At 66.2% G+C, this 19,232-nt stretch carries 18 protein-coding genes; 6 read left to right on the forward strand and 12 right to left on the reverse strand.

The genetic code is table 11. The annotated features are described in order from the left end of the window. Window positions 1-3 precede the first annotated feature (3 nt). The 4 genes from ACQR0Z_RS16010 (at window position 4) to ACQR0Z_RS16025 (ending at window position 6,179) form a co-directional block, all read left to right on the forward strand. Window positions 4-1,257: a c-type cytochrome gene (locus tag ACQR0Z_RS16010; protein WP_434919261.1), complete on the forward strand. Its 1,254-nt coding sequence runs from the start codon at window positions 4-6 to the stop codon at window positions 1,255-1,257. Window positions 1,258-1,324: 67 nt separating this feature from the next. After that, window positions 1,325-2,359 carry a S1C family serine protease gene (locus ACQR0Z_RS16015; RefSeq protein WP_434919262.1) on the forward strand — a complete coding sequence of 345 codons (1,035 nt, stop codon included), beginning with the start codon at window positions 1,325-1,327 and terminating at the stop codon, window positions 2,357-2,359. A gap of 1,404 nt (window positions 2,360-3,763) precedes the next feature. After that, on the forward strand, window positions 3,764-4,450 hold the full coding sequence (locus tag ACQR0Z_RS16020) for a cysteine hydrolase family protein (protein WP_434919263.1): 687 nt from the start codon (window positions 3,764-3,766) through the stop codon (window positions 4,448-4,450). Window positions 4,451-4,523: 73 nt separating this feature from the next. Further along, window positions 4,524-6,179, forward strand: a complete 1,656-nt coding sequence (locus ACQR0Z_RS16025; RefSeq protein ID WP_434919264.1) for a regulator — start codon at window positions 4,524-4,526, stop codon at window positions 6,177-6,179. Window positions 6,180-6,423: 244 nt separating this feature from the next. Here the strand turns inward: ACQR0Z_RS16025 and ACQR0Z_RS16030 are convergent, their stop codons facing one another. The 3 genes from ACQR0Z_RS16030 to ACQR0Z_RS16040 form a co-directional block, all read right to left on the reverse strand. Then, window positions 6,424-6,915 carry a TlpA family protein disulfide reductase gene (locus tag ACQR0Z_RS16030; protein WP_434919265.1) on the reverse strand — a complete coding sequence of 164 codons (492 nt, stop codon included), beginning with the start codon at window positions 6,913-6,915 and terminating at the stop codon, window positions 6,424-6,426. A 112-nt stretch (window positions 6,916-7,027) separates the two neighbouring features. Beyond that, window positions 7,028-7,492: a hypothetical protein gene (locus ACQR0Z_RS16035; protein ID WP_434919266.1), complete on the reverse strand. Its 465-nt coding sequence runs from the start codon at window positions 7,490-7,492 to the stop codon at window positions 7,028-7,030. A 64-nt stretch (window positions 7,493-7,556) separates the two neighbouring features. Next, complete coding sequence (locus ACQR0Z_RS16040) at window positions 7,557-7,988, reverse strand: DoxX family protein (RefSeq protein WP_434919267.1); 432 nt, start codon at window positions 7,986-7,988, stop codon at window positions 7,557-7,559. 99 nt (window positions 7,989-8,087) lie between these two features. Here ACQR0Z_RS16040 and ACQR0Z_RS16045 point away from each other — a divergent pair, with 99 nt between their 5' ends. After that, complete coding sequence (locus ACQR0Z_RS16045; protein WP_434919327.1) at window positions 8,088-9,047, forward strand: LysR substrate-binding domain-containing protein; 960 nt, start codon at window positions 8,088-8,090, stop codon at window positions 9,045-9,047. A gap of 155 nt (window positions 9,048-9,202) precedes the next feature. On the opposite strand, the gene soxA is transcribed toward ACQR0Z_RS16045, so the two are convergent. From soxA to ACQR0Z_RS16085, 8 genes are all read right to left on the reverse strand, one after another. Then, window positions 9,203-9,979 carry a sulfur oxidation c-type cytochrome SoxA gene (gene soxA, locus ACQR0Z_RS16050; RefSeq protein WP_434856630.1) on the reverse strand — a complete coding sequence of 259 codons (777 nt, stop codon included), beginning with the start codon at window positions 9,977-9,979 and terminating at the stop codon, window positions 9,203-9,205. Then, window positions 9,976-10,296: a thiosulfate oxidation carrier complex protein SoxZ gene (soxZ, locus tag ACQR0Z_RS16055; protein WP_434919268.1), complete on the reverse strand. Its 321-nt coding sequence runs from the start codon at window positions 10,294-10,296 to the stop codon at window positions 9,976-9,978. Before soxZ ends, soxA begins: the two co-directional genes overlap by 4 nt. After that, a complete protein-coding gene (locus ACQR0Z_RS16060) occupies window positions 10,296-10,784 on the reverse strand; it encodes a SoxY-related AACIE arm protein (RefSeq protein ID WP_434919269.1) in 489 nt (162 codons plus the stop codon). Before ACQR0Z_RS16060 ends, soxZ begins: the two co-directional genes overlap by 1 nt. A 6-nt stretch (window positions 10,785-10,790) precedes the next feature. After that, entirely contained in the window at window positions 10,791-11,237 is a 447-nt protein-coding gene (gene soxX, locus ACQR0Z_RS16065) for a sulfur oxidation c-type cytochrome SoxX (RefSeq protein ID WP_434919270.1), read from the reverse strand. Continuing rightward, window positions 11,221-12,492: an FCSD flavin-binding domain-containing protein gene (locus ACQR0Z_RS16070; protein ID WP_434919271.1), complete on the reverse strand. Its 1,272-nt coding sequence runs from the start codon at window positions 12,490-12,492 to the stop codon at window positions 11,221-11,223. Before ACQR0Z_RS16070 ends, soxX begins: the two co-directional genes overlap by 17 nt. Before the next feature lie 55 nt (window positions 12,493-12,547). Then, a complete protein-coding gene (locus tag ACQR0Z_RS16075; protein WP_434919272.1) occupies window positions 12,548-14,731 on the reverse strand; it encodes a molybdopterin cofactor-binding domain-containing protein in 2,184 nt (727 codons plus the stop codon). 10 nt (window positions 14,732-14,741) lie between these two features. Continuing rightward, window positions 14,742-15,191: a (2Fe-2S)-binding protein gene (locus ACQR0Z_RS16080; RefSeq protein ID WP_434875221.1), complete on the reverse strand. Its 450-nt coding sequence runs from the start codon at window positions 15,189-15,191 to the stop codon at window positions 14,742-14,744. Window positions 15,192-15,331: 140 nt separating this feature from the next. Continuing rightward, entirely contained in the window at window positions 15,332-16,729 is a 1,398-nt protein-coding gene (locus ACQR0Z_RS16085; RefSeq protein WP_434919273.1) for an MFS transporter, read from the reverse strand. Window positions 16,730-17,229: 500 nt separating this feature from the next. Between ACQR0Z_RS16085 and ACQR0Z_RS16090 the strand changes: the two genes are divergently transcribed. Then, entirely contained in the window at window positions 17,230-17,673 is a 444-nt protein-coding gene (locus ACQR0Z_RS16090) for a CBS domain-containing protein (protein ID WP_434919274.1), read from the forward strand. A gap of 873 nt (window positions 17,674-18,546) precedes the next feature. On the opposite strand, the gene ACQR0Z_RS16095 is transcribed toward ACQR0Z_RS16090, so the two are convergent. Continuing rightward, a complete protein-coding gene (locus tag ACQR0Z_RS16095) occupies window positions 18,547-19,182 on the reverse strand; it encodes a GntR family transcriptional regulator (RefSeq protein ID WP_434919275.1) in 636 nt (211 codons plus the stop codon). Between the last annotated feature and the right edge of the window lie 50 nt (window positions 19,183-19,232).

Raw genomic sequence — 19,232 nt, forward strand, 5'->3', positions numbered from 1 at the left:
AACATGACGAGGCACGGGACCACGCGCGGGCATGGGCTGCGGCATCTGCTGGCCGTCGCGCTGCTGACGATCCCGTCGGCGGCGATCGCCGATCCCGACACCTATCTCGAAGCGATGCGCGGCAGGGCGCTGGTGACGGCCGGCGACTGCGTCGCCTGCCATACCGCGCCCGGCGGCGCGCCGTTCGCCGGCGGGCTGGCGCTGCAGACCCCGTTCGGCGCGATCATGACGCCGAACCTGACGCCGGACAACGTCACCGGCATCGGCAGCTGGAGCGCGGACGATTTCGCCCGCGCCATGCATGAGGGCAAGCGGCCGAACGGCGCGCGGCTCTATCCGGCATTCCCTTATCCGTCCTACACCAAGGTGACGCGCGCGGACTCCGACGCGATCTTCGCCTATCTGCGCTCGCTGGCGCCGGTGTCGAACGCGGTCAACCGCAACACTCTGCCGTTCCCGTTCAACATCCGCACCTCGATGCTGGGCTGGAACGCGATGTTCTTCACGTCGGGCGAGTTCAAGCCAGATCCGGCGAAATCGGAGATTTATAATCGCGGTGCCTATCTGGTCGAAGGCCTCGGCCATTGCGGAGTCTGCCATACGCCGATGAACGCGCTCGGCGCCAACAAGTCCGACCGCGCGTTCCAGGGCGGACAGATCGACAATTGGACGGCGCCGAACATCACCAACGACGCCCAGCTCGGGCTTGGCAAGTGGTCGGTCGACGATATCGTGCAATATCTCAAGAATGGCCAGGCGCGCGGCGTGATCGCCTCCGGTCCGATGAAGGACGTGGTCGAGAACTCGACGTCCAAGATGGCGGACGACGATCTCAAGGCCATGGCCGTCTATCTGAAGGAGCGTGGCGCGGCGGGGGCCGCGGCGCCGAGTCCCGTGGCTGCCAGTGACGGCCGGATGAAGATGGGTGAGGCGATCTTCGTCGACACTTGTGCGGCCTGCCACGTCCGCAGCGGCGAGGGCATCCCGCGGGTGTTCCCGAAGCTCGCGGGCGCGACGATCGCGGTGCAGGACGATCCGGCCTCGCTGATCCACGTGGTGATCACCGGCGGACAGGCGGCGGCCACCGCGACGCATCCGACCGCGCCGACGATGCCGTCCTTCGGCTATCGTCTCAGCGACGAGCAGATCGCGGCCGTCGTCACCTATGTCCGCAACAGCTGGGGCAATGCCGCATCTCCGGTGACGGCGGGTGACGTAAAGGCCATTCGCGGCAAGGTGACGGGCGCCGCCGATTGACGGCCGTCGCGCCGCCTTGCACAGACGCTGCTTGCTACCCATCTGACGAGGCGAAGGAAATTTCGCCATGTTGGACTTTACCTCAGATCTCGCCGGTGACGCACTGTCGCCGGCGCAAGCGTCGTCTGCTGCCCCGGCCGATGATAGGGCGCTGCTCGACGCCTATTCCAATGCGGTCATCGACGTCACCGAGCGGGTCGGCCCCGCCGTCGTGCGCGTCGAGACCGGACCGAAAGCCGGCTCCCGCGCCGAGCGCGGCGGCCTCGGCTCCGGCATCGTGATCTCGCCGGATGGACTGGTGCTGACCAACAGCCATGTGGTCGGCAGCTCCAGGGACATCCGGCTGCGCGATGTCGAGGGCGTTGTGACTGATGCACAGGTGCTCGGCGTCGATCCCGACACCGATCTTGCGCTGCTGCGCGCCAACCATGCGCGCGACCTGCGCTACGCCGCGCTCGGCAACTCCAAGAGCCTGCGGCGTGGCCAGCTCGTGGTCGCGATCGGCAATCCTCTGGGCTTCGAGTCGACCGTGACGGCTGGCGTCGTGTCGGCACTGGGACGCTCGATCCGCTCCGTCTCGGGCCGGACGATCGAGGACGTCATCCAGACCGATGCCGCACTCAACCCCGGCAATTCCGGCGGCGCGCTGGTGTCGTCGGCTGCCGAGGTGATCGGCATCAACACCGCCATCATCCAGGGCGCGCAGGGCATCTGCTTCGCAGTCGCCAGCAACACCGCGCAGTTCGTGCTGTCGGAGATCATCCGCCACGGCTATGTCCGCCGCGCCTATATCGGCGTCTCCGGCCAGACCGCGCCGGTGCCGCGCCGTCATGCCGTGCTCGCCGGCGTCGAGAACAAGATGGGCGCGCTCTTGATGCAGATCGAGCCGGACGGACCGGCGGCGCGTGCCGGGCTGTTGCCCGGCGATGTCGTGATCAAGCTCGACGGCGTCGACATCAACGGCGTCGACGATCTGATCCGCGTCCTCGATCGCGACCGCATCGGCCGGACCGTGGCGATGGACGTGCTGCGGCTGGGACGATTGCGCGGCATCGACATCCACCCGGTGGAGCGCAAGCCGGCGAGGCAGGCCGCGGGTTGAAGTGGAGAGCAGGGGCGTCATCGCTCGCTGGTCGTTAGTGACGGCCGTTCAATGCGCCCTCTCCCCTTGTGGGAGAGGGCATGTACGGCCCCTCCGCATACTCGGTTGGGTGAGGGGTTTCTCTCTACGAGTATGATCTTTGGAGAGAGACCCCTCACCCAACCGAGTTTGCTGAACGTTCCTACATGCCCTCTCCCACAAGGGGAGAGGGCGCTGTTACGAGCACTGCGCATTCTTATATCGCCGTGTGGCGTGCTGTTGAGGAGTGGTTAGTCCATAGGGTGGACAAAGCCGCGCCGGCCTGTGAGTTATTTGCTCCGGCCTATCGCGCGCCGTGCCACCGTGCATCCGCCTGCTCGGTAACAATGGTGGGCACGGCGCGGGATGGAGCTTTGCTTGCAACGCAGGTCAAGGACGCGCCTTTGCCCACCCTACGGCAGCGTCGCTTGTTGTCGGTTTCACGGTCTCAAACAGCACGGGCGCGTCATCGCGTTCTCGCGGCGCGTCGCGCCCGAGCCCTGCTCTCAGTTCGTCCCTCGCAACATGCAGAGGGCGCAGGGAATGCCGGGTGACAGCCTCACCCATGGCCCGCCTGCGGAAAAAAAGCAGGCGGCAGGTACCACAGGCAAAGCCGGAACACGCCGGCATTCCCTGCGCGATGGTCTTCACGCTTATACGCAGTCTCCCTGGTGCGCCGGGCTTGTTGGCCACCATGCCGCGACGAGGCTCGCGCCTCGCGCGGGGGACACCAGCATCGGGGTGTCAGGACGCTGCGACTTCACGTCCGCGCCAGATCGTTCGTCCGCGCCCTCGTGACCGAAGACGCTGCGATCTCTCGCGGCCACCGCATCCCCGCCTCGCGTGTCGTGACGATCGCGCGCTACGCCCCTTCTGCTTGAGGCGGGATGCGGGGAGATAATCATGATTTCCGAAAAATGGCAAGAGAATTATATTTATCGGAAGGTCTCGCGTCATCCTCCGCTGTCGTCCCGGGCTTGACCCGGGACCCATACGCCGCGGCGGGAGTGGTGAGAGCGATCTGGTCGACGTCTGCGCGACAAATTGCGGCTGGTGGTTATGGGTCCCGGGTCAAGCCCGGGACGACACCTGTTGTGGAGCGCGATCGGTGGTCGACCTCCGGCATGGGATGAGGTCCAACTCAGTCGGTTTGCTGCCGCACAGAGTTGCATCAAGATGATCGTTGCATGCAATGACCGCTCACGAAATGGGCTGACTTCGCGCCAAATGCGCCTGCTCAGCAAGCGGGCAACGTTGCCGGTCGGATCAACCTATTGAATTAGTTCGTGCTTCGCGATCGCCGTGGTCCTCTGCCCAATTGTACACAATGGCACACCGCTTGCTTCGTCTTCTGCGACGCATTTTCGCGGGGAGGCACGCGGCGACATGGCGAACCCAGCTGCATCGGCAACCGCAACGATCATGGCCGAACCGGAGCCGATTGCGCTCGATCTCTCCAAGACCGCGCTCGTGATCATCGACATGCAGCGCGATTTCATGGAGCCCGGCGGCTTCGGTGAGACGCTGGGCAATGACGTGTCGCAGCTGGCGCGCGCCGTGCAGCCGATCGCGAATGTGCTGGCGGCGGCGCGTAAGAGCGGCATGCTGGTCATCCATACCCGCGAAGGCCACAAGCCGGATCTGTCCGACGCGCCGCCGGCGAAGGTCGAGCGCGGCGCGCCCAGCTTGCGGATCGGCGATCCCGGGCCGATGGGGCGCATCCTCATCCGCGGCGAGGCCGGGCACGACATCATTGCCGCGCTCTATCCCATCGACGGCGAGGTGGTGATCGACAAGCCGGGGAAGGGTGCGTTCTACGCCACCGAGATGGGCGATGTGCTCAAGCAGCGCGGCATCGAGAACCTGCTCGTGTGCGGCGTCACCACCGAGGTCTGCGTCAACACCACCGTGCGCGAGGCCAATGACCGGGGCTATCGCTGCGTCGTCATCTCCGACGGCTGCGCGTCCTACTTTCCGGAATTCCACGAGATGGGCCTGAGGATGATCAAGGCCCAGGGCGGCATCTTCGGCTGGGTCGCGGACTCCGCCGCGGTGCTGAAGGCCATGGTCTGAGAAACGGACTGAGAGATCTGAGACGGATGAGTTCGATCATGTAGTCGCTGACGGCAAACAGGGGAGCAAGGCGATGAGCGGAAGCGGGACGGCAAGTTCGGTCAAAGCGGATTTCAAGCCGGTGCTCTGGACATCCGGAGACTGGAACGCGTTCTTCGGTTTCGGCACCAACATCCTCGTCAACATGCTCGTCCTCACCGGGCTGTTGCGCTTCGTGCTGAAGATGCCGGACAGCCTGGTGTTCGGCCGTATCCTGCCTGCGCTCGGCCTGATGATGTGCCTGTCGACGCTCTACTATGCGTTCCTCGCCTATCGGCTGGCGCAGAAGACCGGTCGGACCGACGTCTGCGCGCTGCCCTCCGGCGTCAGCGTGCCGCATATGTTCATCGTCACCTTCGTGATCATGCTGCCGATCACCTTGAAGACCGGCGATCCGCTGAAGGGCTGGTCGGCCGGCCTCGTCTGGGTGTTCTTCCAGAGCTTCATCCTAATGATCGGCGGCTTCATCGCGCCCTATATCCGCAAGATCACACCGCGGGCGGCGCTGCTCGGCACGCTCGCCGGCGTCTCCGTCACCTTCATCTCGATGCGGCCGGCGCTCGAAATGTACATGACGCCGCAGATTGGGCTCGTGTGCTTCGCGATCATCCTTGTGAGCTGGTTCGGCGGCGTGAAATATCCGAAGGGTCTGCCGGCGGGTCTGGTCGCGATCGCCGTCGGCATGATCATCGCCTGGGGCTCGAACCTGTTCGGGCTCGGGATCGGCGGGCTCAGCGTCAAGGGCGTCGGCGATGCCTTCGCGAGCTTCGGTTTCTCGGTGCCGCTGCCGGCGTTCGGCACGGTGTTCTCCGGCTTCGAATATCTCGGCATCATCCTGGTGACCGCGATCCCGTTCGGCATCTACGACCTCGTCGAGGCCATGGACAACGTCGAGAGCGCGGAGGCCGCGGGCGACGAATATCCGACCACGCGCGTGCTGACCGCCGACGGAATCGTCAGCCTGATCGGCTGCATGATGGGCAACCCCTTCATCAACGCGGTCTATATCGGCCATCCCGGCTGGAAGGCGATGGGCGGCCGCATCGGCTATTCCGCGGCGACCGGCGTGATGGTGATTGTGCTGTCCTGGCTCGGCATCATCTCGGTGCTGCTGGCGCTGGTGCCGGTGGTCGCGATCTCGCCGATCCTGCTCTATATCGGCATGCTGATCGGCGCGCAGGCGTTCCAGACCACGCCGGTCAAGCACGCGCCGGCGATCGTGCTCGCCTTCACGCCGCATCTCGCCGCCTGGGCCAAGCTGCAGATCGACACCATGCTGGCCTCGACGGTCACGGCGGCGCAGGCCGTCGGCGGGCTGGCGGCCGACAAGGTCGATGCGGTCAAGGCCGCGGCGATCGCCGCGCTGCCGCAGCAGGGCGTGCTGTATCACGGGCTCGAGGTGATGGGCGGCGGCTCGATCCTCGCCGGCCTCGTGCTCGGCGCCATCGGCGTGTTCGTGATCGAGCGCGACTTCACCAAGGCCGCGGCCTTTGCGCTCGCCGGTGCTGTCATGACCTATTTCGGCTTCATGCACGGCGAGGCCGTCGGTATCGGCGGCGGCTTCGGCGTCACGCCGGCGGTGGCGCTCGCCTATGCCGTGGTCGCGGGCGGGCTGTTCTGGCTCGGCCGGCTGGGCATGTCCGAGAGCTACGTGCCGCATGCCGACATGCACGCGGCGCCGGCGGAGTAGGTGAACGGCGCTTCGACGGCTAGGCTTCACCGTCATTCCGGGGCAATCGTCAGCATGCCGTCGCGAAGCGGCGGCGTGTTGGCGATTGAACCCGGAATCTCGAGCTTGTTGAAACGGGTGCAAGCCAATGTCGAGATTCCGGGTTCAAGGCCTGCCGGCCTTGCCCCGGAATGACATCGTGGTGATGCAGACGCCGACACCAGCAGAGACCAACGTCTGCAGGCGGACCTTGTATCTCCAACCATCACGCCGGCGGCCGATCCAGATAGTAGCGCAGCAGGTCCTGGCCCGGCTCCGACAGCCACTCGGCCGCGCCCGTGACATAGCCCTCGACCAAGCCGCCGGTCCCGATCAGATAAGTGATCGGCATTGCCGGCGTAGCAAAGATGGAGGCGTCGGCGTTGGCCGGATTGGTCGCGTGCGCATGCGGATCGGCAAAGGAGAGGCGGGGCATCGCGATCGTCTCCGCGTAGCGGCGGATCGTCCTGATGTCGCGGCGGTCGGTGCAGATGGTCCAGATCTCGAGCGCCGGCAGGCGCATGCGCTCCAGCGCGGCGAGCGTCGGCAGGTCGGTCTTGCAGGCCGCGCACCAGGTGGCCCAGAGATTGATCAGCGTGACATGGCCGGGCTTCGCCGTGAGCGTGACGTCCTTGCCGCTCAGCTCCTGAAGCTTCAGCTGCGGCAGCGGATTGCGCGGCCGTTCGACGATGAACTGGCTGCGGCCGCTGCGAAACATCGGCGGGCTCGGCTCAACAGCCGCGGCACGGACACGCGGTAAAGATCCGAGGAGGGTGGTCGCGGCGCCCAGCAGAGCTGCGCGGCGCGTGAGCGTGCTCGCAGACGCGGAGCTAGCCATGGACATAGGCCCAGCCCTTGCGCTGCAACTCGACGACGCGGCCGATGCCGAACGGCACCAGCCTGGCGCCGTCGATCAGCTGGATCGTCAGGTTCTCCTTGCTTTCGGCGATCGCCTTCGACGAGGCGCACATGCTGAAGCCGATATGCGGATACATCTGGCGCAGCGCGGCGATCGGCTCCTGCAGCGGCGATTTGTCGGCGCGGAAAACGTCGATGCCGGTGCCGTTGGCAACGACCTCGATGATGGGCGTCTGTCCGAGGCTGGTGAAATGCCGCGTGAGATTGCCCGAATAGCTGATGGCGTGGCCCATCACATGCGGGTCATTTCGGTCGATCAGGATGACGATGCCGGCGTGATGCTGGGCGACGGCCGGCCCGGCGGGGGCTGGGGCACCGAGGGCCGTCGCGCCAGCGAGGAAGCCGCGGCGCGACACTGGTGCAACAGGTTCGCTCATGGTCTTCCTCCGTGTCGCGAGCGAGTGACGGCCCTGAACCTGGCCGGGGCCGCCGGTTGTCGGCTCAGCCGCGCGGCGCGATCGGCGCCTTGCCGTTGCGGCCCCACAGCACGAACAGCGACAGCGCCAGCAGCAGGATGTTCAGCGGCGTCACCGCGCCTTCGCCGCGCGAGAGATGGAAGACCAAGGCGAACATCTGCAGGGTGGCGCAGCCGAGCGCGGCCAGCACGGTCAGGCGCGGCATGATGCGGGTCAGCGACGGCAGCAGGATGCCGAGGCCGCCGGCCAGATCGATCAGGCCGATGATGCGGACGAAGGTCGCGGAATGATCGCCGGTCCACGGCATCATCTGCGCCAGCTCCGGGATTGGCGTGAACAGCTTTGTCACGCCGGCGAAGGCGAACAGGGCGAAGAGCAGGGCCTGTGCGATCCACAGGCCGATGCGCAGCGCGAGCGAGGGCTGCAGCGGAAGGTCGTTGGTCGTCGTCGCGGACATCAGGGGTCTCCGAGATTGAATCCTGCGGCCGACATTGATGATTTCATCCGGTTTGATCATTATGCTTGCCGTTGAAGCATTGTTTCCTCTGGGTTGATGATGGATACGCTCGTCAGTATTCGGGTATTCTGCCAGGTCGCCGAGCTCAAGAGCTTCGCGGCCGCGGCCGACCGCCTGAGCCTGTCGCCGGCGATGGCCTCCAAGCACGTCATGCAATTGGAGCAGCGGCTGTCGACGCGGCTGCTCAACCGCACCAGCCGGCGGGTCGGCCTCACCGAGGCCGGCCAGGTCTATTTCGACCAGGTGCGTCCGATGCTGGATCAGCTGGACGAGGCCGAGGCGGTCGTCAGCAAGGCCACGGTAATCCCGCGCGGCACCTTGAAGGTCAGCGCGCCGGTGTGGTTCGCCAATGCGCTGTTCGCCGGCACGCTCGCGGCCTACCGCGCGCGCTACCCGGACGTCGTGATCGATCTCGATCTCAGTGGTCGGCTGGTGAACCTGGTCGAGGAGGGGTTCGATCTCGCGCTGCGCGTCTCGGCGGCACCCGGGGATGGACTGATCGCCCGGCCGCTGGCTCCGGTGCTGATGCAGCTCGTGGCGTCGCCGCGCTATCTCGCCGCGGCAGGGCGGCCGAAATCGGTGGCCGATCTCAACGGCCATGCGATGCTGAAATATGCGCTGTATCCGCTGCGGACGGTCACCGTGCCCGGTCCCGAGGGCGAGGTGGCGCTGACATTCAAGGATGTGCTGATCAGCGGCAACGAGACCCTGTTGCATCACGCCGCCGTCGCCGGCATGGGCATGGCGGTGCTGCCGCGCTGGCTGATGGCCGACGACCTCGCGAGCGGCCGGCTCGAGCCGGTGCTGCCGGAGCTGCTGACGATCAAGGCGCCGCTGATGGCGGTCTATCCCAGCCGCAAATATCTCTCCGCCAAGGTCCGCACCTTCATCGATTTCATCGCCGCCGATCCGCTGATGAAGCAGGCGTCGGAGGGACCGCCGCCGGTGATCGACGCGACGGCGGCGGGCGAGAGGAAGAGGCGGAACGTGGGGGCGTGAGGAGAGGGAGGATGTTTGTCCGGGTGATCCGAGCTGATGACTGCCCCTGCCATAGGAGTTGTCGCCGCGCAACCGGTGCGCTCCCTCTCCCCGCAAAGGGCGGGGAGAGGTTGAAGCGCCCGCGCTGATAGCGGCTTCTGCTCAGAAGCACGAGCTCAAGGCCTTACCGCCGGGGCGTCGATCTTCATGCCTCGCGCGCGCGACATCAGATACAGCTCCAGCGCGATCATGTCGGGCGCGTCGAAGTCGAACGCCTGCGCGCGCACGCCGGTCATGCAGCCGCGCAGGCGGCGCTGTAGCGAGCCCATGCCCTGCCATTCCAGGCGATAGATCGGATAACCGGTCGGCTGTCCCTGCGTGATCGCGGAGCCCGCGAGATGCTTGTCCCAATTGTCGTCGTGGCAATTGGCGCAGGCGAGGTTGAGCTGGCCCTGGCGCTGAACGAACAGCTCGCGGCCGCGCGCGACGAACGGCGACAGCCGCGGATCGTCGCCGGCCTTGATCGGCATGCCGCGCGACTGCCTGGCGATCAGCGCCGTCAGCGCGAGCAGCTCGCGGCTCTCAGGCGCAAAGGCCTCCGCCTCCTGGTGCTGCCTGCGGCAGAGATTGACGCGCTGGCCAAGATCGACCGGCGCGGCGCTGGCGGCGTTGAAGGCGGGATAGCGCGCGGCGACGCCCTTCATGCTGACGTCGACCGCGCCATGGCAATCGTTGCAGGATTTGTTGGCGGCGCCGGCCTTTGTCGTCCACAGCGTCTCCCCGTCGAGCACCGACAGCATCGCGGGATTGGCAGTGTCGTCGTCCTGCATCGCCTTGGTCTCCGGCGACATGAAGTCGTAGCCGGAGCGGCGGTCGGCGGTCGCGATCTCGCCGGCCAGCGCCGGCAGGCCCAAGCCGAGCAGAGCCACGGCGAGGAGGGCGCGCGGCGTCATTCGACCGTGATCGCCGCCGACGCGGTGGCGACGAAGCCGTTGTCGCCGATCCACTCGAATTCGAACTTGCCGCTCTCGCTTGCCGTGGTGAAGAACGAGAGAAACGGGTTGGCGGCAATGGCGGGATAGAGATCGGCGCGGAAGATCTCGGCGCCGTTGAACCTGCAGGTGAAGCTGGTAATGATGTCGCGCGGCACGACCTCGCCGGCGGCGGTGTGACGATAGCCGGGCTCCATGACGTGGCTCATCAAGGTCTTGATCTCGATGACCGCGCCGCGCTTGGCCTTTGGCGGGACGTTGACGAGGGCGGCGGGCATTACGGCATCTCCTCGGTGCAGGCGGCGAGCGTGACGATGACGTCGACGGTCGCCGACCAGAACGAGCCGTCGGAGAGTTTTGCGATCGCCACAACCTTCTGCGTGTCGGCGAGCCGGATGCGGGTCGTGACCTGGGCGCGGCCGGCGCTCGGCGTGAGATGGAAATTCGCGACGTTGGGCTGCGGGTTCTTCTCGTTGAAAACGTGGATGCTCTTCACGTAGCTGTCCGGCGTCATCGGGTGATCGACGCTGACCGTCATCGGCACGGTGTTGCCGTTCTCGACCAGCGGTGGGATGTCGAGCCGGATCTTGCCGACCTGCACGTGGGCTTCGCCGACGAGACTGCGGATCGCGGAGGCCAGCATCGCCGGCGTCGCCTGCGCGGGGCGGACGGTGATCAGCGGCAGGGCGCTGGCCGCGGTGGCCGTCGCCGCCAGCTGCAGCAGATGGCGGCGCGAGAGGGGGAGCGGTTCGAACATGCTCTCCATATGGGCTCACTCGCGCAAGGTCGCGAGATAGGCGACAATGTCCTCGATCTGCTCCGCCGACAGGATCGGCTTGTCGCGCCAGGCGGAACCGACGCGGGTCAGGCCGTCGACGCGGTAGTAGGACGGCATGATCGTCTCCGGATTGATCCTGGAGGCATCGACCAGCCGCAGCCGCAATTGCGGGATCGTCGAGCGGCCGCCGGCGCCGGCAAGGCCGGGCGCAAGATCGCCCTGGAAGCGCGCTTCCGGAAACGGGCCGGAGTGGCAGAGGATACAGGTCGAGCTGCGCGCCAGCACCAGCGCGCGGCCGCGCGCTGGATCGCCGGGCTCGCCGGTGAGGGATTGCGCGATGCCGTCGCCACTGATCGTGTACGGCTTCAGCGCCTGTGCGCCGGCGACTGCGGGCAGGGCTGTGACGATCACGGCGATGACCCGGCTAGCCGAACGCATCATGGGTCAGCGCCTTGAACCAGGCCGTCGCAGCATCCGCCTCGGCCGCGCGCGCGCTGCGCGGCGCGTCGAGGGAGCTCGTCTTGCCGCCCTCGACCTCGGCGAACAGATCGCCCTTGGGCTGATACACACCCGACAGCGAGAACGCGTAGTCCGGCGCGACGGTGCTGTAGCAGACGCCGGTCAGCGGCGGTGGCTCGGATGACCGCGCGATGAGGTCGCGCGCGATCACCGCCGCGCAGGCTTTGCCCTGCGCCTGCGCCGCGCCGGCCGATTTCGGAATGCCGCCGCCGAGACAGGCATCGCCGACGACATGGACGTCAGGGAGCAGCTTCGAGGCAAAGGTCGCGGCGTCGATCGGGCACCAGCCGGTGCGGTCGACCGCGCCGGCAAGCTGCGCGATGCGGCCGGCCTTCTGCGGCGGGATGATGTTGGCGACAGCGGGATTGTAGTTGCCGAACTCGGTGATCACGGTGCGCGTGCCAACCTCGACGCCGGTGACGCGGCCGCCCTGCGACAACGGGATGCGCTCGATCAGGCCGGGGTAGAGCTGCTGCCAGGCCTGCTCGAACAGCTTCTGCTGCGAGAAATTGTCCTTGGCGTCGAGGACCAGCAGCTTCGACTTGGGCTTGTTCGTCTTGAGGTAATGCGCGATCAGGCTGGCGCGTTCATAAGGCGCGGGCGGGCAGCGCGAGGGATTGGCAGGGACCGAGATCGCCACCGTGCCGCCGTCCGGCATCGCCTCAATCTGTTTGCGCAGCAGCAGCGTTTGCGCGCCGGCCTTGTAGGCATGCGGCATGACGGCGGAGGCCGCTTCGTCATAGCCTTGCAATGCCGTGAAATCGATGTCGATGCCCGGCGCCAGCACGAGGCGGTCATAGGCGAGGGTGGTGCCGTCCGCGAGGGTCACCTTGCGCGCGGACGCGTCGATCGCGGTCGCGGCCTGCGGCACCACGCGCAAGCCTTCGGCGGCGATCTTGTCGTAGCCGAACTGCTGCGCGCCGATGTCGCGCAGGCCGGCGATGACCTCGTTGCTGAGGGGGCAGGAGGTGAAGGTCTTGTTGGCTTCGACCAAGGTGACGTCGAGCTTCGCATCCGCCTTGCGCAGCGCGCGGGCGCAGCTCGCGCCGCCGAAGCCGCCGCCGATCACGACCACGCGCGCCGCCGTCTGCGCGCGCAGCACGGCAGGTGCGGCGACCATGGCGACGCTTGCCGCGATCAGGCCGCCGACCTCTCTGCGCGTACGGGTAAATGTCATTGCGTGAGAATAGCACGGCGGCAGCCATTGCTCCCAACAGCTGCCGCCACGCTGATCATGCGAAGGTGATGTTCTGGTCGCGCAGCGGCACCGAGCGGATGCGTTTGCCGGTGGCGGCGAAGAACGCATTCAGCACCGCAGGCGCGGCGACGCCGATGGTCGGCTCGCCGACGCCGCCCCAGAAGCCGCCACTCGGGATCATGATCGATTCCACCTTCGGCATCTCGGCGATGCGCATCGAATTATACGTATCGAAGTTGGTCTGCTCGATGCGGCCGTCCTTCACCGTGCAGCCGCCATAGAACAGCGCCGACAGGCCGTAGACGAACGAGCCCGCGATCTGCCGCTCGACCTGCGCCGGGTTGACGACGTAGCCCGGATCGGTCGAGGCGACGATGCGATGAACCTTGATCTTTGTGCCGTCGATCACCGAGATCTCGGCCGCGCCGGCGACGTAGCTGCCATAGCCGTGCAGTTGAGCGAGACCACGGTACACGCCTTCCGGTGCCGGCGTGCCCCAGCCGATCTTTTCAGCCACGGCGTTGAGGACGGCGAGATGCTTGGGATTCTTGCTCATCAGCTTGCGGCGGAACTCCAGCGGGTCCTGGCCGACGGCGTTGGCGAGCTCGTCCATGAAGCATTCGAGATAGATCGCGTTCTGGTTCACGTTGACGCCGCGCCAGAAGCCCGGATTGATGTGCGGGTTGCGCATGGCGTGCTCGATCAGCAGGTTGGGAACGGAGTAGCCGATCGTGGCCTCGCCCGAGGCCGCGAGCCCCTGGAAGGTCGCGGGGTCCTTGCCGTTGACGAGCGCATCGGGGCGCAGGCTGAACAGGATCGACTGGCCGGAGATGCGCATGTGCAGCGCTGTCAGATTGTTGTCGGCATCGAAGCCGCCGGTCAGCTTGCATTGCGTGATCGGGTGATAGCGGCCATGCGTCATGTCCTCCTCGCGCGACCAGATCAGCTTGACCGGCGTGCCCGGCAGCTCCTTGGCGATCTTGACCGCCTGGCGAACGTAGTCCGTCTGACCGCGCCGGCCAAAACCGCCGCCGAGGATCAGCTTGTGCACCTCGCATTTGTCGGCCGGCAGGCCTGACGCCTCCAGCACCGCGGCGAACGCCGCCTCGCCATTCTGCGTGCCGCACCACACCTCGCAACGCTCCGGCGTGTAGAGCGCGGTCGCGTTCATCGGCTCCATCGTGGCGTGGTTCTGGTACGGATAGTTGTAGACGGCCTCGACCTTCTTCACCGCGCTCGCCAGCGCCGCCTTAGCATCGCCGTTCTCATTGCCGACGAAAGCCGGCCCGGAGTCCAAACCTTCGGCCAGCCATTTGCGGATCGACTCCGACGAGACCTTTGCGTTCGGACCTTCGTCCCACACGATCGGCAGCGCATCGAGCGCGGTCTTGGCGTGCCACCAGGTGTCGGCAACCACGGCGACCGCCGTGCCGTCGATCGCGACCACCTTCTTGACGCCCTTCATGCCGGCGATCTTGGCCTCGTCATAGCTCTTGAGCTTGCCGCCGGTGACCGGGCAATCCTTGATCGCGGCGTTGAGCATGTTCGGCAGCTTGATGTCGGCGCCATAGACCATCGCGCCGGTGACCTTGTCGGCGGTGTCGAGCCGCTTCACGCCCTTGCCGATCAAGGTCCAGTCCTTCGGGTCCTTCAGCTTGACGTCGGCCGGCGGCGAAAGCTTCGCGGCGGCCTCCGCGACCTTGCCATAGGTCGTGGTCTTGCCCGAGGCCTTGTGGGTGATGACGCTGTTCGCGGCCGTGCATTCCGCTGCCGGCACCTTCCACTCGTCGGCGGCGGCCTGGATCAGCATCATGCGCGCGGCGGCGCCACCCTTGCGGACATAGTCCTGCGAGGAGCGGATGCCGCGGCTGCCGCCGGTGGAGAAATCGCCCCAGACCCGCTTGCGCGCGACGTTCTGGCCCGGCGTCGGATATTCCGTCGTGACCTTGCTCCAGTCGCAGGCGAGCTCTTCCGCGACGAGCTGGGCAAGGCCGGTCAGCGAGCCCTGGCCCATCTCCGAGCGGGCGATGCGGATCACCACGGTGTCGTCGGGCCGGATCACCACCCAGGCATTGACCTCGGGCGAGCCGTCAGCGGCACGCACCACCTGCGGGCCGCCGAAGGGAAGGTCGAGGCCGAGCGCAAGGCCGCCGCCGAGCGCGGCGGTGCCGATGACGAAGGAGCGGCGGTTGAGGCGCGGCGTCACATGCTGGTTCATGCCAGCCTCCTCAGGCGTTCGCCGCGGCGTGGATCGCCTCGCGCACCTGGGCGAAGGTTCCACAACGGCAGATATTGGTGATGGCGTCGTTGATGTCCTGGTCGCTCGGCTTCGGATTGTCCTTGAGCAGCGCGGCGACGGCCATGATCATTCCGCTCTGGCAATAGCCGCATTGCGGAACGTCGTTCTCGAGCCAGGCCTGCTGCACCTTGTGCAGGCCATTGTCCGCCGCGAGGCCTTCGATGGTGGTGATCTGCTTGCCCACGGCTTCCGAGACGGTGACTCCGCAGGAGCGCACGGCGGTGCCGTCGAGATGCACCGTGCAGGCGCCGCATTGTGCGATGCCGCAGCCATATTTGGTGCCGGTCAGCCCGGCGTTCTCGCGGATCGCCCACAGCAGCGGCGTGTCCGGCTCGACATCGAGCGAATAGGATTTTCCGTTAATCGTGAGGTTTGCCATCGCAGATCCCTTTCGTTCAACGCGCCCGTTGAACTGAAGGTCGCACTGTGGCGCGAAGCCTGGAATCCTTCAAATCAAGAATATGCGTTTGCGGCGCGGAAGATTTGTGATGGGGCGGGGTTTGAGTTCGCCCGAACTCATCAGCCGCGCGGCGGCGCCACCGCCAGCCGCAGGAAACTCATCACGCTGCCGAGCGCGGCGAAGCCTGCGCCGAGCGCCAGTGCCATGGTCGCGCCCTCGCGTCCGGCCAAGCTGAAGCACAGCGCGGCCAGCGCCGCGCCGGTGGTCTGGCCGGTCAGCCTTGCCGTCGCGACGATGCCGCTGGCGCCGCCGCTGCGATGGGGCGGGGCGCTTGACATGATGGCCTTCATATTGGGCGCCTGGAAGAAGCCGAACCCGATGCCGCAGATCAGCATGCGCCAGACGATGTTCGGGATGCTTGGGTTCTCCGGCAGCATCGCGAGCAGCGCCATGCCGGTTCCGAGCATCACGAGGCCGATGCCGCCGAGCAGGCCGGCGGGGAAACGATCCGACAGTCGGCCCGCAATCGGCGCCATGATGGTCACCGCGAGCGGCCAGGGCGTCATGAAGAAGCCGGTCTCGACCTGCGAGCGCTGCAGAATGTCCTCAAAGTAGAAGGGCAGCGACACGAAGCCGAGGCCCTGCACGGAGAAGGAGCAGACAGCGGTCGCCGCCGACAGCGCGAACACGCCGCGGCGGAACAGGTCGATCGGCAGCATCGGCGCGGGATGATCGGCTTGGCGCCGCGCCAGGATGATGCCGAGCACGAGTGCGCCGATCAGTTCCGCGACCACCATCGCCGGCGTCGCGCCATGCGCGGCGCTGCCGATGCCGGTGATGAACAGGCCGAGGCAAACAGCGGCGAGGCCGGCGCCGAGGAAGTCGAACGCGTGCTCGGCGCGCGGCGTCTTCGGCAGCATCTTCATGCCGATGGCGATCGCGATCAGGCCGAACGGCAGGTTGATCGCGAACAGCCAGGGCCAGGAGCCGAGCGAGAGGATGGCCGACGCGATCGTGGGGCCGAAAGTGAAGGAGATGCCGACCACCAGCGCATTGTGGCCGAGGCCGCGCCCCAGCATCTTGCCGGGATAGACATAGCGCACCAGCGCGGTGTTGACGCTCATGATGCCGCTGGCGCCGAGCCCCTGCAATGCGCGGGCGACCACCAGGGATGGCAGAGACCAGGCCAGCGCGCATCCGACCGAGGCCAGCGTGAACAGCAGCAGGCCGCCGAGATAGATGCGCTGGTGGCCGACGATCTCGCCGAGCGCGCCCAGCGGCAGCAGGGTCGCGACCAGGGCGATCTGGTAGATGTTGACGACCCAGACCACCTCGGCCGGCGAGACGTGCAGATCATTGGAGATCGACGGCAGCGCGATGTTGGCGATGGCGACGTCGAGCGAAGCCATCGACAGCGCCGTGAAGATCGCCGCGATCGCCCAGGGCCGCTGGCTGGCGGGCAGGCCGTCGGCCGGGCCGTCGCCGGCGAGCTTCGAAGCGTGGTGGCGGTTGGACATGGGGAGCTGGAGGACCTTCGGTGCGCGCGTCTCCAATGAGCGTGTACACGGGAGCGGGCGACAGCCCCAGCCATTGCTGGCGCATGGGCTTATGCGCGGGGGCGGAGCCGAGACTGTTGGAGGCTTGCAAGAGCCCCTCGTCTTGCTCCGTCATTCCGGGGCATTCGCGCGGAAAGCGGCGCAGCCGTTCTGAAGCAGCGCGAATGAGCCCGGAATCCATAACCACGAACGGAAGTGGGGCGCGAGACGCCCACCACCAGCGTGCCACATACGACGGGCCTGTGGGTATGGGTTCCGGGCTCGCGCTGCGCTTGCGGCCGACTGCGTCGGCCGCAAGCTCCGCTCGCCCCGGAACGACGCGGCGGAGAGGACGTGCCGCGCGAACTCATGGCCTCGCCGGCAACATCGTCACGGTGCTGACGCGGCCATCTATTTCGACTATCGTCCGATGCAAACAGACCATCAAGGCAGAACAAAACAGGGAGCCCACGAGGAGATCAATGAGCACAGTCAAAGACGCTCTGGCCCAGAAGAGTGGCGCCCTGGTTCATGTTCGCTCCAGCGACATGGTCGTCGAAGCCTTGCAGAAGATGCGCGACAACCGGGTCCGCTCGGTACTGGTCATCGACGACGGCGTGCTCGTCGGCATCGTCACCCAGGGCGACTGCGCCATCAAGGTGCTGCTGCCCGGGCTCGATGCGACGCGGACGCCGGTCGGCCAGGTGATGACGGCCGATCCGGTGACGGTCAGGCCGGACCACCGGCTGGACAGTTGCATGGCGATGATGTCGCAGCGCGGCTTTCGCCACCTGCCGGTGCTGGACGCTGACAAGGTCGTTGGCGTGATCTCGATCGGCGACGTCGTCAAGAACATCATCCGGGATCTGGAGCACAATGTCGACGACCTGATGGGCTACATCCTGAAGGACGGCCCTGGGGGGTGATAGGGGAGTGTGGTGCAGCGCCTAGAGTATCTCTGGTTATGACCAAAGCCGACTCTTGTAGCCGCCGTGGATGTTTGCATTCGACCCGAAGCCGACATGACCCGGACCCCACAACCGCCTCTTAACCGGACGTTCCATATACGAAGCCATGCGCCGTGGCGCTTAGGCGTGAAGCAAAGGATATTGGGGCCGCTGCGGTGATATCAATGAGAAGAACTCTCGTGTTCTCGCTGCTAGGCCCTGCGCTTTGTGTCGCTTCGGCCGTTATGATTGAGCTGGCTGCGGGAAGAATCCCCGAAGAAGGCATAGTCTGGGCCTTCATGTTCTCGCTTGTCGTTTCGATCTCCACCGGATTGGTTGACGGCTACCTCGCACATTTTTTCTCCTCCCAGCTCAGGGCGCCGCTCATCGTGGTCGTTGGCGGGGCGACTGTGGCGTTTCTCCTCTTTGCGATAGCGAGCCGTACAGAACAGCCTTATTCGGCTCACGTGTGGACCATCGTTATGGCAGGAGTAGTGTGTATGGGTCTTTGCTCTCTCCTGTCGGGGCCTTCACGTGAGGAGCTGAACTAAATTCCGCTGTTGGTTGATGTTTGACGTCCAGCTAGCGCCAGGTGATGTCTGCTTCCGAGACGCAACATCAAACATGTCGACCGATCTTCAGAGGGCTGGTTATGATCAGGGGTGGACTAACAACTTTGTTCTGACGCAGGCCGCCGTGATTGTGTGTGGAGCAAGTCGCTCGCCGTCAGGTGAGCGCCGGACATCCCATCAATGTCACGTCAGGGCAACTCGCAGCCCATTCCAGTCAGATTGGCCCTGATCGGGTCGGATGTCAGCGGCCCCATCTAACCGTCCGAGTCGCTGTGTGTAGCTACGCGCTCCCCGGCCGCGCCAGCCGCTCGATCGTCTGATTGTGCCGTGTCAGCAACTCGCACGCATGCCCGATCTGCCGCTCGCGCAGCGCCTGCAGGATCTGGCGGTGATCGCCGTTGCTGCGCGGGCGCCAGCCGGCGGTGCGGGCCATGGTGAGGACGAGGCGCGAATTGGCGAGGCGGAGTCCGTCGAGGCTCGCCAGCAGGCGCGGCATGGCGCACGGGGTGACCAGGGCGCGGTGGAAGGCGCGGTTGGCGGTCTCGAACTCCTGGATGGTCTCGGCATTGTCGCCTTCGATCAGCGCGAGCTCGATCGCAGCGAGATGCGCCGGCGTGTAGCGCGGCGCGGCATTGCGCAAGCCCACCACTTCGAGCGCGACGCGCATCTCGACGATCTCCTTGGTCGCCTTCGCATCGAGCGGCGCGACACGGACACCGCGCCTGGGCATCGCGACCACCAGATGCAGCGCCTCGAGCTGCCGGAACGCCTCGCGCACCGGCACATGGCTCGAATTGAACTCGCGGGCGATGTGGTCCTGCCGCAGCGGCGCATCCGGAGGCAGGGCGCCGCTGACGATGCGTTCGGTGATGGCTTCGGCGATGCGATGGGCTGTCGTGAGGTTCTCATCTGTCATGGTGATAGATTATCTATCGAAAAAGCTGGTGCAACGGAAGCTGTGCCGTC

Origin of the sequence: Bradyrhizobium sp. HKCCYLS3077, assembly GCF_051167555.1 — a bacterium.
In the GTDB taxonomy this organism is placed as follows: domain Bacteria; phylum Pseudomonadota; class Alphaproteobacteria; order Rhizobiales; family Xanthobacteraceae; genus Bradyrhizobium.

Excerpts from the sequence above, each read along its gene's own strand:
- ACQR0Z_RS16020 (WP_434919263.1), top strand. The coding sequence starts at position 3,764 with ATGGCGAACCCAGCTGCATCGGCAACCGCAACGATCATGGCCGAACCG.
- ACQR0Z_RS16070 (WP_434919271.1), bottom strand. The coding sequence starts at position 12,492 with ATGACATTTACCCGTACGCGCAGAGAGGTCGGCGGCCTGATCGCGGCA.
- soxZ (WP_434919268.1), bottom strand. The coding sequence starts at position 10,296 with ATGCCCGCCGCCCTCGTCAACGTCCCGCCAAAGGCCAAGCGCGGCGCG.
- ACQR0Z_RS16090 (WP_434919274.1), top strand. The coding sequence starts at position 17,230 with ATGAGCACAGTCAAAGACGCTCTGGCCCAGAAGAGTGGCGCCCTGGTT.
- ACQR0Z_RS16025 (WP_434919264.1), top strand. The coding sequence starts at position 4,524 with ATGAGCGGAAGCGGGACGGCAAGTTCGGTCAAAGCGGATTTCAAGCCG.
- ACQR0Z_RS16035 (WP_434919266.1), bottom strand. The coding sequence starts at position 7,492 with ATGAGCGAACCTGTTGCACCAGTGTCGCGCCGCGGCTTCCTCGCTGGC.
- ACQR0Z_RS16040 (WP_434919267.1), bottom strand. The coding sequence starts at position 7,988 with ATGTCCGCGACGACGACCAACGACCTTCCGCTGCAGCCCTCGCTCGCG.
- ACQR0Z_RS16080 (WP_434875221.1), bottom strand. The coding sequence starts at position 15,191 with ATGGCAAACCTCACGATTAACGGAAAATCCTATTCGCTCGATGTCGAG.
- ACQR0Z_RS16085 (WP_434919273.1), bottom strand. The coding sequence starts at position 16,729 with ATGTCCAACCGCCACCACGCTTCGAAGCTCGCCGGCGACGGCCCGGCC.
- soxX (WP_434919270.1), bottom strand. The coding sequence starts at position 11,237 with ATGATGCGTTCGGCTAGCCGGGTCATCGCCGTGATCGTCACAGCCCTG.
- ACQR0Z_RS16015 (WP_434919262.1), top strand. The coding sequence starts at position 1,325 with ATGTTGGACTTTACCTCAGATCTCGCCGGTGACGCACTGTCGCCGGCG.
- ACQR0Z_RS16075 (WP_434919272.1), bottom strand. The coding sequence starts at position 14,731 with ATGAACCAGCATGTGACGCCGCGCCTCAACCGCCGCTCCTTCGTCATC.
- ACQR0Z_RS16060 (WP_434919269.1), bottom strand. The coding sequence starts at position 10,784 with ATGGAGAGCATGTTCGAACCGCTCCCCCTCTCGCGCCGCCATCTGCTG.
- ACQR0Z_RS16010 (WP_434919261.1), top strand. The coding sequence starts at position 4 with ATGACGAGGCACGGGACCACGCGCGGGCATGGGCTGCGGCATCTGCTG.
- soxA (WP_434856630.1), bottom strand. The coding sequence starts at position 9,979 with ATGACGCCGCGCGCCCTCCTCGCCGTGGCTCTGCTCGGCTTGGGCCTG.
- ACQR0Z_RS16095 (WP_434919275.1), bottom strand. The coding sequence starts at position 19,182 with ATGACAGATGAGAACCTCACGACAGCCCATCGCATCGCCGAAGCCATC.
- ACQR0Z_RS16030 (WP_434919265.1), bottom strand. The coding sequence starts at position 6,915 with ATGTTTCGCAGCGGCCGCAGCCAGTTCATCGTCGAACGGCCGCGCAAT.
- ACQR0Z_RS16045 (WP_434919327.1), top strand. The coding sequence starts at position 8,088 with ATGGATACGCTCGTCAGTATTCGGGTATTCTGCCAGGTCGCCGAGCTC.